Genomic DNA, 13541 nt, shown 5'->3' with positions numbered 1-13541 from the left:
TGTTGACGCAGGACGCATCCAATGGCGATGGAAAAGACATTCAACGCGGCCGAGGCCGAGGCCCGCATTTATGAGGCCTGGGAACAGGCCGGGGCCTTCAAAGCAGGCGCGAACAAATCGCGCGACGAGAGCTTTTGCATTATGCTGCCGCCTCCGAACGTTACGGGCGCGCTGCATGTGGGCCACGCCTTCAACCATACTCTGATGGACATCCTGACCCGCTGGCATAGGATGCGCGGCTTTGACACGCTTTGGCAGCCCGGTCAGGACCACGCGGGCATCGCAACACAGATGCAGGTCGAAAAGAAGCTGATGGCCGAAGAGGGCAGGAAGCGTACCGACTACACGCGCGAAGAGTTCCTGGCCAAGGTCTGGGACTGGAAGGGGCAATACGGTCGCAAGATTATCGAACAGATGACGCGCCTTGGGAATTCCTGCGATTGGGACCGCAACGCCTTCACGATGGCCGGTGCACCCGGCGACCCGCGGACTGGGCACGAGAACTCGGCCAATTTCCACGATGCCGTTATCAAGGTCTTCGTCGATATGTACGAAAAGGGCCTGATCTATCGCGGCAAGCGGCTGGTCAACTGGGACCCGCATTTCGAAACTGCGATCTCGGATCTTGAGGTCGAGAATATTGAGGTCGCGGGCCACATGTGGAACTTCAAGTATCCGCTGGCCGGTGGTGAAACCTACACCTATATCGAGAAGGATGAGGACGGGAACGTCGTTTTCGAAGAAGAACGCGATTACATTTCGATTGCCACCACCCGCCCTGAAACCATGCTGGGCGACGGTGCGGTTGCGGTTCATCCGTCGGATGAACGGTATGCGCCAATCGTTGGGAAACTCTGCGAAATCCCGGTTGGTCCGAAAGAGCATCGCCGTCAGATCCCGATCATCACCGATGACTACCCCGATCCCGATTTCGGCTCGGGCGCGGTGAAGATCACAGGCGCGCATGACTTCAACGACAACATGGTCGCCAAGCGCGGCGGCATTCCGATGTACCGCCTGATGGACACCAAAGGTGCGATGAGGGCTGATGGTGCGCCCTACGCCGAAGAGGCGGGCAAGGCGCAGGAATACGCGCGTGGGCGTGAGTTCACCGAGAACGAGATCGACGCGATTAACCTCGTTCCCGACCATCTGCGTGGGCTCGACCGGTTCGAGGCGCGCGCGAAAGTGGTCGAAGAGATCAACGCGGACGGTCTGGCCGTGATGACCCGTGCGGACGATCCGGTTCTGGGCACCAAGCTGGGCGAGGATGACGATCCCGCAGCACTGGTGCCGCTGGTCGAAAGCAAACCGATCATGCAGCCGTTTGGCGACCGATCCAAAGTGGTGATCGAGCCGATGTTCACCGACCAGTGGTTCGTCGACGCCGAAAAGATCGTCGGCCCCGCGCTGGATGCGGTCAAAGACGGCACGGTCAAGATCATCCCTGAGTCGGGCGAAAAGACCTATTACCACTGGCTGGAAAACATCGAGCCCTGGTGCATTTCGCGTCAGCTTTGGTGGGGGCACCAGATTCCGGTTTGGTATGGTCTCGATCTGTCTGCGGAAGACTTCATCGATGACGAGAACGACGGAGACCTTGATTTAGTCGAATTGGGTCGTCTGCTGAATGAAGGTGGCATGCTGCACCGTGGCAATGTCATGGAATGCGCAACCAGCTTGGGTGCAGTCACCGAGAAGTTCCTGGACGACAACGCCAACATTCCTAGCCCGCTGAGCCACGCAACCGTTGTGGAAGTTGCCGACAAACACGAGGCGATCCACCGGTTCGCCGAAAGTCTCGCCCAGTATGCCGTTGAACAAGACCCAACCAAACTGATTTATCCAGTCTGGCGCGACCCCGACGTGCTCGACACCTGGTTCTCCTCCGGCCTCTGGCCAATCGGCACCCTGGGCTGGCCCGAGCAAACCGAAGAGATGGAGCGCTATTTCCCGACTGATGTGCTCATCACCGGCGCAGATATCCTGTTCTTCTGGGTCGCCCGAATGATGATGATGCAACTGGCCGTAGTGAACGAGATTCCGTTCCACACCGTCTACCTGCATCAGCTCGTCCGCGACGAGAAGGGCAAGAAGATGTCCAAAACCACAGGCAATGTCATCGACCCGCTGGAGATCGTGGATGAATTCGGCGCCGACGCGCTGCGCTTTACCAACGCTTCGATGGCGGCGATCGGCGGCGTGCTGAAACTGTCCCGCGAACGCATCACCGGCTATCGCAACTTCGGCACCAAGCTGTGGAACGCCGTCCGCTTTGCCGAGATGAACGAGGTCTTCACCGACGCTGTCCCGCAACTGGATGTGGCCGACCTGAAGCCCAAGGCCGCCGTAAACCGCTGGATCATCGGCGAAACCGCCCGCGTGCGGGAAGAGGTCGACGCAGCGCTGGAAAGCTATCGCTTCAATGACGCCGCCAACGGGCTTTACGCCTTTGTTTGGGGCAAGGTCTGCGATTGGTACGTGGAACTCTCCAAACCGCTGCTGCAAGGCGACGATGCCGAGGCGCAGGCCGAAACCCGCGCCACGATGCGCTGGGTCCTGGATCAGTGCATGGTCCTGCTGCACCCGATCATGCCCTTCGTCACCGAAGAGCTGTGGGGCCTGACCGACAACCGCGCCAAAATGGTCGTCCACGCCGACTGGCCGACCTATGCCGCCACCGACCTGATCGACGCGGATGCGGATCGTGAGATGAACTGGGTGATTTCGGTCATCGAAAACACCCGCTCGGCCCGTGCACAGATGCGGGTTCCGGCCGGTCTTTACGTGCCGATGCTGGTGACCGAGATCGACGCCAATGGCCAAGCCGCATGGGACCGCAACGAAGCGCTGATCAAGCGCCTTGCGCGGATCGACAGCCTGACCAAGGCGGATGAACTGCCCAAAGGCACCATCTCGATCGCTGCCCCTGGCGCGTCCTTCGGCTTGCCGCTGGCGGATATCATCGATATCGGCGCGGAAAAGGAGCGGCTGGAAAAAGCCAAGGGCAAGCTGGCCAAGGAACTGGGAGGTCTGCGCGGACGTCTGAACAACCCCAAATTCGTAGCGTCGGCCCCGGAAGAGGTTGTCGCGGAGGCCAAAGCCAACCTTGCCGCCCGCGAAGAGGAAGAAGCGAAACTGAACGAGGCCCTCGCCCGCTTGGCGGAAATCGCCTGATCTTCATCTTTTCGCAATTACTCAAAATCTAACACCCGCCGCTCATTCGGCGGGTTTTTTTGTTCGGTGACGCATTTCACCTTGTTTCTATCCGCTTGCGATTGTTAGCAATCTCTGCAGACAACTCCGAGGAAGTCATGGCGCGTCTTTTCCCTCCTGTGCAGACAATTTCAACCGGGCTTGTGGTGGCCGTTGTCGGATTTTTCAGCTCTTTCCCAATTGTGCTGCAGGGCCTTGTAGCAATGGGTGCCTCGGAGGCTGAGGCGGCCTCTGGTTTGATGATGGCGGCAGTTGCAATGGGGGTGACAGCGATTGTGGTCAGCCTTTGGTACCGGCAGCCGATCAGCGTGGCATGGTCAACACCTGGTGCCGCCCTGCTGGCGGTCTCGGCGACCCCATTGGTCGGGTTTTCTGATGCAGTTGGTGCATTTCTTTGCGCCGGAGCCCTGACTGTTGTTGCCGGATTGTGGCGTCCGCTTGGACGGCTTGCGGCCGCAATCCCGACAACACTTGCACAGGCCATGCTGGGCGGGGTTTTGCTGCCCTTATGCATCATTCCGTTCAAGGCGGCAGTTGAGCTGCCCTGGCAAGCGCTGCCGGTCATTTTGACGTGGTTTATCGCCGGGCGGATCAATCGGTTGATCGCAGTTCCTGCCGCAGTGGTTGCCGCGGCAATCGTCGTTGTATTGAACGCCGGTGACGGTTCGGTCCGACCCGAGCATCTGGTCGCCGCCCCTGTCTGGACCATTCCGACATTCTCGATCGCATCGGCGATCGGGATCGGCATCCCCCTGTTCATCGTCACCATGGCTACGCAAAACATACCCGGCATCGCCGTCATGCGCAGCTTTGGTTATGCGCCAATTGCTGGCAAGTTGTTCTCAGCCGTCGGGGGTGCCAGTATTCTGTCTGCCCCCTTTGGCGCTCCGGCCACGTGCCTTGCCGCGATTACCGCTGCGATGTGTTCAAACGAAGACAGCTACCCGGACCCGAACCAGCGTTACTGGTCAGCGGTTATGGCGGGCCTATTTTACTGCGTATTTGGCGTCTTTGCCGTGGCAATCACCGGGTTCGCGGCCCACGCGGACCCATTGCTCATGGGTACACTGACCGGCATTGCCCTGATTGGTGTGATGGCAAATGCGACCTTTGCTGCGTTAGAGGTTCCCGCCGAACGCGAAGCGGCGATTCTGACTTTCGCCATAACCGCATCAGGAATCACCGTCTTCGGCCTGGGCGCTGCAGTCTGGGGTTTGGCCGCAGGTGGTATCGCCTATCTGGTTACCAACCGATCCAGATGACAGCTTTCCCCCGCTGTGCTGGTCGGGTACTACGAACCTATGTTTGGATCGCTCGGAAAACTGGTCGAACGCCAGATCAAAAAGGCGCAAGCCGAAGGTCAGCTAGAGGGGCTGGAGGGCGAAGGCCAGCCGCTGCCTGACCGTTCGTCCGAGGCTCAGACCGATCCGGCCGTCGCCGCCGGTCATCGGATCATGGCGCAAGCAGGCGTTCTTCCCGAAGAGTTCAGCATCAAGAAAGAGTTGGATGCCGCGCGCAAAACCTATGCGTCGCAGCCCGATGCTGACGAGCGTAAGGTGACTATGGCTAAGATCGCCGAGCTTGAGATGCGATACAATATGGCCCGTGATGCACGACGGGCTTTTATGCGTTAATTGCCGGGTGCAAATGCCCTGCTGGACACGGATATCGAGTTTCCCGACGGATCCTTGGCATTCGCGAAACTGTAGCCGTCCGCCGTGTGGATCGGACCGAATTTCAGCCCGTGCTGCGCGGCTTGTCTGCAAAACTCGGCAACGTCCGCGACATCAAAAACGATTTTGACCGCCGCTTGCCCCTGCCGAGCGGCCTTGCTGGCTGGGTGCAGCAACAGGCGCAACCCGTCTTCGACAGGTACAAGCTCAACAATCCGGTCCCCTTCCAGTTGGCGCGCTGCATAGCCAAAATGTGTCTCATAGAAACGCACCATCTTGTCGATGTCCTTGGCGTACAGGATCAATCGGGTGACAGGTGCCGAGATCATTTAAACTCTGGCTTGCGACCTTGCAAATTCGCCGCAATAACCTCCATCTGGTCGGGTTTGCCGATCAGCTCCACTTGCTCTGATGACTCCTCCAGCAGCACCTCTGTGCGAGGTTTGGCTTCGGCGATCTCGATCAGGCGTTTGGCCGCCCGGATAGCCGAAGGGCTTTGGCCAGCGATGTCTTCGGCCAAGGCCAATGCCTCGGTCAGTGGGTCGTCCGACAGTTTGGTGACCAGCCCCCAGTCCGTGGCCTGCGCGGCACCGATGGGGCGGGCCGAATAGGTCAACAGGCGTAAAACGTCCGACCGGACCAGCTTGGGCAGCAAAGCCATACCGCCCATGTCGGGGATCAGACCCCACTTCATCTCCATCACGGCGAGCTTAGCCTCGGGATGTGCTATCCGGATGTCAGCGCCCAGCGCAAGTTGCAAACCGCCGCCATAAGCAACACCCTGAATGGCACAAATGACGGGAACGGGCACGCGTTGCCAAACCAAGGCAACTTCCTGCACCTCATTGGCGTCGTTGTGGCTGCGGGCCATCAACCATTCGGTCGGGTCCGTTTGCGCCATGCTCGCAAAGCTGGCCATGTCCAGACCCGCGCAAAAGCTTTTGCCTTCACCCGACAGCACCACCGCGCGCGCATCCGAGGCAGCGACCTCCTGCCCCGCAGAAATGATGGCCTTTATCATCGCATCATCCAGCGCATTCATCTTGTCGCCACGCGTCAGAGTTACGTGCGCGATGTGATTTTTGTATTCGACGGATACGCGTGACATCTCAGGCCTCTCAATTCCGGTTAGGGGTACAATGCCCCGATGGTTCAGGCAGTTCCACCTCGACGTTAGGGCAGATTTGATGCAGGCATGCGCCCGAACCAGGGCGAATCCAATGTCATGACGTAGAAATGTCCCCCGGCCACCTTGCCACCCGTGGTGATGCCCAGCCGACCCCCGGGGTCTTGCAAGGTCTGCAGGATGTTCCCGTCGCCGTCAAACTGCACCATCATCCCGCGATGGATCGGCGCAGGCCGCACCATCGGTCCCAGTCGCCAGATCACCCTGCGCAGGAACGGATACGGCATCAGTGCCTCGCTTGGCACGCGCGGGCTGGCAAAAGCCATCCAATACGTACCATCGCCCTGTGCCTCGATGTTGTCCGGATAACCGGGCAGATTGCCCATCAGGACCTCTTGCTGCCCGGCCTTCGGGCCTGTCAGCCAAAGCTTGTGCACCCGGGCGCGCCCGGTTTCGGCGATCAGCAGAAAATCCTCACCCGGCGACAACGCGACGCCGTTCGTATAGACAAAGCCTTCGGCCAGTTTCTCGGTCGTGCCATCGGGCGCGTGGCGGGCAACGTAACCTGTGTCCGATTGCTCCCAGATGGTCAGGACCGAGGTCGGCTTGGTCCCGCCCATCGTTTCGGGATCAAACCGATCAGACGAGTTTGAGAAATAGATCGTCCCATCCTTCGCCACGTCCAATTGATTTGTATAGATCACCGGCGCGCCGTTTATCTCAGACACGACTGGCTGCAGCGTACCGGGGCCGGTCCATCGCATGATGCCTCGGAAACTGTCGGCGATGTAAAGCGCCCCATCCGGACCGACCGTCAGCCCCAAGGGCCGACCGCCGAGGTCGTCAACTTTCACCGGGGCCTCGCCGTCTATCCGATAAAACGCCCCGGACAAGCTGGTCGTGTACACGGACCCGTCGGGCATGATGGCAATGTCTTCGGGGCCTTTCTCACCGTCAGGTAACGAGATCAGCTCTAGCTGGTCCAACGCATTGTTCTCCGCAAAGTCACCAGTGAAACCCGGTGCTTCGGGTGGGGTCCATGCCACCGGTTGAACCGGGACCGGCCAGAAAACCAGATAGGCGAGGCCGACAATCAACAGGCCCAAAACGATGCGCATGCGCACTCCTCCCTTTAATCGTTACGCGAACAATGCGGAGCAGCATCCTGCAACGCAAGCTTGCCTGTCGTATGACCTTACGTTTATCTGCCCCCATGACAGAGCCACGCTATACCCCGCTTGCCCAATCCCTGCCTGCAACCGTGCCATTTGTTGGCCCCGAAACGCAGGAACGCCTGCGTGGCGCACCATTTGTGGCGCGGCTGGGCGCAAATGAAAGCGTGTTTGGACCCTCACCGCGCGCCATCGCGGTAATGGCAGATACGGGGATCTGGATGTATGGCGATCCGGAAAACCACGATCTGCGCGCCGCATTGGCGGATCACCATGGAGTCGGGTCGGAAAACATCGTGGTTGGCGAAGGCATTGACGGGCTGTTGGGTTACCTGGTGCGGCTACTGGTCGGATCCGGAGACGCGGTCGTCACCTCAGATGGGGCATACCCGACCTTCAACTACCATGTGACGGGGTTCGACGGAACGCTCCACAAAGTGCCGTATCGCGACGACCACGAGGACCCGGCGGCGCTGTTTGCCAAGGCGGGTGAAGTGGATGCCAAGCTGGTGTATCTGGCCAATCCTGACAACCCGATGGGTAGCTGGCATTCAGGCGCGGATATCGTGGCGGCGATGGACAAGCTACCCGACGGTTGCCTGCTGGTGCTTGACGAAGCCTATGTGGAATGTGCGCCCGAAGGCACCGCCGCCCCTGTGGCAGCAGACGATCCGCGGGTGATCCGGATGCGAACTTTTTCCAAGCTGTACGGCATGGCGGGCGCGCGGGTTGGCTATGCCATCGGCGCACCCGGCCTGATTTCAGCCTTCAACAAGGTGCGCAACCATTTCGGAATGAACCGAGCCGCGCAGGCCGGTGCGCTGGCCGCACTGAATGATGCCGAGTGGCTAAATCATGTTCAGACCAAGATTACCGTAGCGCGTGATCGGATCAGCCAGATTGCCCGCAAGAACGGGTTGGAGCCCCTTCCCTCGGCAACCAATTTCGTCGCCATTGATTGCGGGCAGGATGGGGCCTTCGCCAAGGCTGTTCTGGACTCATTGGTCACGCAGGGCATTTTCGTGCGAATGCCCTTTGCCGCGCCGCAAAATCGCTGCATCCGCGTCAGCTGTGGCGAGGCATCCGATCTGGATGCCTTTGCCGCAGCATTGCCAAATGCGCTTGCCGAGGCGCGGCGTTAGGTCTTCGACGCAAGCACCGCAGCTGCAGCTTCTAACGCGCCTTTGCCGCGAGGGATATCCAGCGCGGCCAAGGCTGTTTCCACGCTGCCCAACGTAGCCATAACCATCTGGCCGTTGACGTGGCCCATGTGTCCAAGACGGAAGCATCCGTCCCAGTCGTCCATCCCAAGACCAATGCCAAGGGTCAAACCCAGTTGGTTTTCAGTGAACTTGCGCAATGGCGTGCCGCGCCCCTCGGTCAGTCGCAAGGCGGTGACAGCGTGGCTGCGGTAATGACGATCAGCAACATTCAGATGCAGCGCGCCACCTTGCGCCCAGATTTCACACGCTTCCCAGATCGCCTTAGCTAGGCGTTCGTGACGCGCCCAAACCTGCTCCATCCCCTCGGCATGGATCATGTCCAGCGCCGAACGCAAACCGTAGAGGTGATGGGTTGGCGCGGTGCCGTTGAAATACTGATAGAACAGCTCGGGGTTGGATCGTGGCTGCCAGTCCCAATACTGCGAAACACGTGGCATAGCGGCCCGTTTGGCCTGTGCTTTGTCATTGAAAAACACGAATCCGGTGCCAGCGGGTGTCATCAGCCCCTTCTGACAGGCCGTAACTGTGACGTCGACGCCCCAGGCATCCATTTCGAACCGGTCACACCCCAGCGAGGCAATGCAATCCGCCATCAAAAGCGCCGGGTGGTCCAGATCGTCCAACAAGGCGCGTAGTGCCGGAATGTCGTTCCGGATTGAACTTGAGGTGTCCACATGAACGGCCAGTACCGCCTTGATCATGTGGGCTGTGTCGTCACGCAATGCCTCGGCAATGCGGTCAAAATCCCACGCCGAGGACGGGCCGAAGTCGATCAATTGAACCTTGGCGCCAATACCCTCGGCCATCTCGGCCCAGCCATGGGTAAATCGGCCAGATGCGGGGGCTAGAACGGTTTCACCGGGTGCGATGACGTTGGACAGCGCCGCTTCCCACGTTCCGTGGCCGTTAGAGATATAGATAGCAACACTATGCTCGGTCCGCGCCACGCGACACAGATCGCGGGTCAGCGATGGCATCATCTCGATCAGCTCGCCTTCGTAGATATTCGGCGACGGGCGGTGCATGGCTTGCAAAACCGCATCAGGGATGACCGAAGGTCCTGGAATCGCCAGATACTCGCGCCCTTGCGCCAAGGAAATGGGGTCTGTCATGGGATCAACCTGTATGAATTTACGCCCACCCTAGCGCAGCTTTAGGCGGCGTCAATCCATCAGCTTGGAGGCCGCGCGCGCAAGGTTTTCGATACCGGCCCAATCCCCATCAATGACCATCTTTTTCGGCGCAACCCAGCTTCCGCCCGCGCAAACCACATTGGACAAGGACAGGTAATCCTTTGCATTTTCGGGGGACACACCACCGGTCGGGCAAAACTTGATTTGCGGCAACGGCGCGCCGATCGCCTTCAACGCCGGTGCACCACCCGATGCTTCGGCCGGGAAGAACTTGAGCATGTCATAGCCGTGTTCCAACAGACGCATCGCCTCACTGGCTGTGGCGGCGCCGGGCAACAAGGGCAGGCCTTCGGCCTCGCAGGCCGCGATCAGAATGTCGGTGGCACCGGGCGAGACCCCGAATTGCGCGCCTGCCTCTTTCGCGGCGCGCACATCTTCGGGCGTCACCAAAGTTCCTGCGCCGACGACGCCGCCCGGCACATCCGCCATCGCGCGGATCGCGTCCAGCGCGGCGGGTGTGCGCAGAGTAACCTCAAGCGCGGGGAGGCCACCTGCGACAAGCGCCTCGGCCAATGGGCGCGCCTGAGCCGCGTCATCGACGACAAGGACAGGAACAATGGGCGCAAGTGCGCAGATTTCGCGCGTGCGTTGGGTTTTGGACATAGGTCAAACTCCGAAAATACTGGCGCCGGTGTCTGCTGATCCGACATTTTGGCGGAAGGTAGCGAACAGGTCGCGCCCTACGCCGTGTTGGTTGGCCGACAGATCAGCAGTGGCAGGCGTACGGTCCAGAACCCCGGGGGTCAGAATCTCCAACTCGCCCTTCACCGCATCGACGCGCAAGATGTCGCCATCCTGCAGGTAAGCGATCGGCCCGCCATCCAGCGCCTCGGGACAGAGGTGGATCGCCGCAGGGACTTTGCCAGACGCGCCGGACATACGACCATCGGTTACAAGCGCCACCTTTTGCCCACGGCCCTGCAAGATCGACAGGATCGGCGTCAGCGAGTGAAGCTCGGGCATGCCATTTGCCTTGGGTCCCTGGAACCGGACAACAACGATGACGTCGCCGGTGAACTCTCCGGCCTTGAACGCGGCTTTTGCTTCGTCCTGATCATGGAACACGCGTACAGGCGCTTCGACAACCTGATGTTCCGGGGCGACGGCCGAAACCTTCATCACGCCGGTGCCCAAATTGCCAGTCAGGCGCGACAACCCACCAGTGGGTTGGAACGGGTCTTTCGCCGGGCGGACGATTTTTTCGTTCAGGCTGTGGCCAGCCCCGTCTTCCCAAACCAGCTCACCGTTCTTCAGCTTCGGTTCTTTGGTGTAATTTTGCAGACCCTGCCCCGCGACAGTCAGAGTGTCAGGGTGCAGCAGCCCGTCTTCCAGTAGCGTTCCAATGCAGTACCCAAGACCACCCGCTGCATGGAAGTGGTTCACATCTGCCAGACCGTTCGGATAAACCCGCGCAACCAAGGGAACCACGGCGGAAATGTCAGAAAAATCCTGCCAATCCAACACGATACCACCTGCGCGCGCCATTGCGATCAGATGGATCAGCAGGTTGGTCGACCCACCCGTGGCCATCAGACCCACGATGCCGTTCACAAACGCCCGCTCATCCAGCACCTGATAGACTGGTGTATAGTGGTTGCCCAACGCACTCAGCGACAGGGCCCGGCGCGCGCCTTCCTCGGTCAGCGCATCCCGCAGAGGCGTGTTGGGATTTACAAAGCTGGAGCCCGGCAGGTGCAGGCCCATGAATTCCATCAGCATCTGATTGGTGTTCGCGGTGCCATAAAAAGTGCAAGTACCCGGTCCGTGATAAGCGGCCATTTCAGCGGCCATAAGCTCGTCGCGGCCGATTTCTCCGGCGGCGAATTTCTGGCGAATCTTGGCTTTTTCATCGTTGGGCAGACCGCTGGTCATCGGTCCGGCTGGCAGGAAAACAGCGGGCAGATGGCCAAACGCCTGTGCGCCGATAATCAAACCGGGAACGATCTTGTCACAAACGCCCAGGAAAACGGCCGCATCATAGGTGTTGTGGCTCAGCGCCACTCCGGTCGCCAAGGCAATCACGTCGCGGGAAAACAGAGACAACTCCATCCCCGCCTCGCCTTGGGTGACGCCGTCACACATGGCTGGCACGCCACCCGCAACTTGTGCGGTGCCACCTGCCGCTCGGATCGCGTCACGGATCAGTGCGGGATAACGCTCGAACGGCTGGTGGGCGGAAAGCATGTCGTTATAGGCGGTGACGATGCCCAAATTACCGGCCGTATCAGTGGCCATCGCTTGCTGATCCTCACCCGCACCGGCATAGGCGTGGGCTTGACCACTGCACGACAAATGCGCGCGCGCTGGTCCCTTGGATCGGGCATGTTCCATACGCTCAAGATGCGGACCGCGCAGTTCGGCGCTGCGGTCGATGATGCGTTGAGTGACGTCGGTGATGACTGAATGTACCATGATTACCCTCCGATCTGACGCCAGCGGCGCCCATCGCGATGCATCAGCATCAGCGCTTCTTCTGGGCCGGAACTGCCCTGATCATATTTTGCGGGGCGATCTCCTCGCTCTTCCCAACTGTGAATAATGGGATCAACCCAGGCCCAGGCGGCTTCGGCCTCGTCCCCGCGCATGAACAGGGTTTGGTCGCCGCGGATAACGTCCATCACCAAACGCTCATATGCATCCGGCGATTGTGCTTCGTCCCCAAGCGCCTCGGCAAAACTCATGTCCAATGCAACATCTGAAAGGCGGAACCCGCCCTGCCCCGGTTCTTTGATCGTCGTGCGCAGGGTAATACCTTCGTCCGGTTGCAGGCGGATCACCAGCACGTTGCCGTGCAGCGGGCCGACATTGGGGAAGATCGTATGCGGCGGATCCCGGAAAAACACCGCGATTTCGGATTCGCGGGCACGCAGGCGTTTTCCAGTTCGCAAATAGAACGGCACACTGGCCCAGCGCCAGTTGCCGATATGGGCCTTAAGAGCGATGTAGCTTTCGGTGCGGCTCGCGGGGTTGCCAACATGATCCAAATAACCGTCGCCACCTTTGCTCGAACGATATTGGCCGCGTGCGATGTCAGACGGCGCAACAGGCTCCAGCGCCTCGATCACCTTGACTTTCTCATCACGCACGGCGTTGGGCGAAAATTTGGACGGAGGTTCCATCGCAGTCAGGCACAATAGCTGAACCAGATGGTTCTGCACCATGTCCCGCATTGCACCGGACTGATCGTAATAGGCTCCGCGCCCTTCGACGCCAACGGTCTCTGCCACGGTAATCTGAACATGATCGACATGTGTCGCGTTCCAGAGAGGTTCGAACAGGGAATTGGCAAAGCGCAGTGCCATCAGGTTCTGCACGGTTTCCTTTCCCAAGTAGTGGTCAATCCGATATATCTGATGCTCTTCAAAGCAGGCTCGCAGCCCGGAGTTCAGCGCCTTGGCTGAGGCGAGGTCGTGGCCAAAAGGTTTTTCGACCACGATACGGCTGTCGGGCGTCGCCATACCATAATCGCTGAGCCTTTTTGCGATGCCAGAGAAAAGGCTGGGGCCAACTGACAGGTAGAACGCGCGCACAACGTCAGGACGCAAGGTTTTGGCAAGGTCTTTCCAGCCGGAGTCCCCCATTGCGTCAACGGGAACATATTCAACATGGCTCAAAAACTGATCCAGAACGTCCTTTTTGAACGCAGGCGCAAATTCTTTCATCGAGGCGCGTATTTGGTCACGGAACCCGTCACTGTTCAAGTCGGACCGCGCCGTGCCGATGATCTTTGCGTCTTCGGGCATCTGGCCGACTTCGAACCGATGATAGAGCCCGGGCAAGATCTTGCGCTGCGCCAGATCGCCGGTCGCGCCGAATAGCACCAGATCGAACGGGTCTACCGGGATTACGCGTGAAACCATCTATGGGCTCCTTCAAATCTGCTGGCATCACTCAGACGCAGTTATCACTGGTCCTTGTGATGCAAGCATTGTTACCGC

Annotated in this window: 11 protein-coding genes; 4 read left to right on the top strand and 7 right to left on the bottom strand. The window is 59.6% G+C overall.

Annotated features, from left to right (window positions below):
- Positions 1-21 precede the first annotated feature (21 nt).
- From AC2FIS_RS19580 to AC2FIS_RS19570, 3 genes are all read left to right on the top strand, one after another.
- Positions 22-3177 (top strand): valine--tRNA ligase, encoded by a 3156-nt coding sequence (locus tag AC2FIS_RS19580; protein ID WP_496775013.1) that lies wholly within the window; start codon positions 22-24, stop codon positions 3175-3177.
- Positions 3178-3314: 137 nt separating this feature from the next.
- Positions 3315-4478 carry a benzoate/H(+) symporter BenE family transporter gene (locus tag AC2FIS_RS19575; RefSeq protein ID WP_496722738.1) on the top strand — a complete coding sequence of 388 codons (1164 nt, stop codon included), beginning with the start codon at positions 3315-3317 and terminating at the stop codon, positions 4476-4478.
- Positions 4479-4517: 39 nt separating this feature from the next.
- Positions 4518-4850 carry a DnaJ family domain-containing protein gene (locus AC2FIS_RS19570; RefSeq protein WP_496775012.1) on the top strand — a complete coding sequence of 111 codons (333 nt, stop codon included), beginning with the start codon at positions 4518-4520 and terminating at the stop codon, positions 4848-4850.
- Here the strand turns inward: AC2FIS_RS19570 and AC2FIS_RS19565 are convergent.
- From AC2FIS_RS19565 to AC2FIS_RS19555, 3 genes are all read right to left on the bottom strand, one after another.
- Positions 4847-5218: a VOC family protein gene (locus tag AC2FIS_RS19565; RefSeq protein ID WP_496775011.1), complete on the bottom strand. Its 372-nt coding sequence runs from the start codon at positions 5216-5218 to the stop codon at positions 4847-4849. The genes AC2FIS_RS19570 and AC2FIS_RS19565 overlap by 4 nt on opposite strands.
- Complete coding sequence (locus tag AC2FIS_RS19560; protein ID WP_496775010.1) at positions 5215-5997, bottom strand: crotonase/enoyl-CoA hydratase family protein; 783 nt, start codon at positions 5995-5997, stop codon at positions 5215-5217. The genes AC2FIS_RS19565 and AC2FIS_RS19560 overlap by 4 nt, the downstream gene beginning before the upstream one ends.
- Positions 5998-6062: 65 nt before the next feature.
- Entirely contained in the window at positions 6063-7133 is a 1071-nt protein-coding gene (locus AC2FIS_RS19555; protein WP_496775009.1) for an SMP-30/gluconolactonase/LRE family protein, read from the bottom strand.
- 95 nt (positions 7134-7228) lie between these two features.
- On the opposite strand from AC2FIS_RS19555, the gene AC2FIS_RS19550 reads away from it, so the two are divergent.
- A complete protein-coding gene (locus AC2FIS_RS19550; protein ID WP_496775008.1) occupies positions 7229-8329 on the top strand; it encodes a pyridoxal phosphate-dependent aminotransferase in 1101 nt (366 codons plus the stop codon).
- On the opposite strand, the gene AC2FIS_RS19545 is transcribed toward AC2FIS_RS19550, so the two are convergent.
- The 4 genes from AC2FIS_RS19545 to zwf are packed head-to-tail and all read right to left on the bottom strand — an operon-like array spanning position 8326 to position 13463.
- Complete coding sequence (locus AC2FIS_RS19545; RefSeq protein ID WP_496775007.1) at positions 8326-9522, bottom strand: pyridoxal-phosphate-dependent aminotransferase family protein; 1197 nt, start codon at positions 9520-9522, stop codon at positions 8326-8328. The genes AC2FIS_RS19550 and AC2FIS_RS19545 overlap by 4 nt on opposite strands.
- 51 nt (positions 9523-9573) lie before the next feature.
- Complete coding sequence (locus AC2FIS_RS19540) at positions 9574-10206, bottom strand: bifunctional 4-hydroxy-2-oxoglutarate aldolase/2-dehydro-3-deoxy-phosphogluconate aldolase (RefSeq protein WP_496775006.1); 633 nt, start codon at positions 10204-10206, stop codon at positions 9574-9576.
- 3 nt (positions 10207-10209) lie between these two features.
- Positions 10210-12015 carry a phosphogluconate dehydratase gene (gene edd, locus AC2FIS_RS19535; RefSeq protein ID WP_496775005.1) on the bottom strand — a complete coding sequence of 602 codons (1806 nt, stop codon included), beginning with the start codon at positions 12013-12015 and terminating at the stop codon, positions 10210-10212.
- Positions 12016-12017: 2 nt separating this feature from the next.
- Positions 12018-13463 (bottom strand): glucose-6-phosphate dehydrogenase, encoded by a 1446-nt coding sequence (gene zwf, locus AC2FIS_RS19530; RefSeq protein WP_496775004.1) that lies wholly within the window; start codon positions 13461-13463, stop codon positions 12018-12020.
- Between the last annotated feature and the right edge of the window lie 78 nt (positions 13464-13541).

It is taken from the genome of Ruegeria sp. CDSB113 (assembly GCF_059611045.1).
This window is presented reverse-complemented; position numbering and strand designations above follow the sequence as displayed.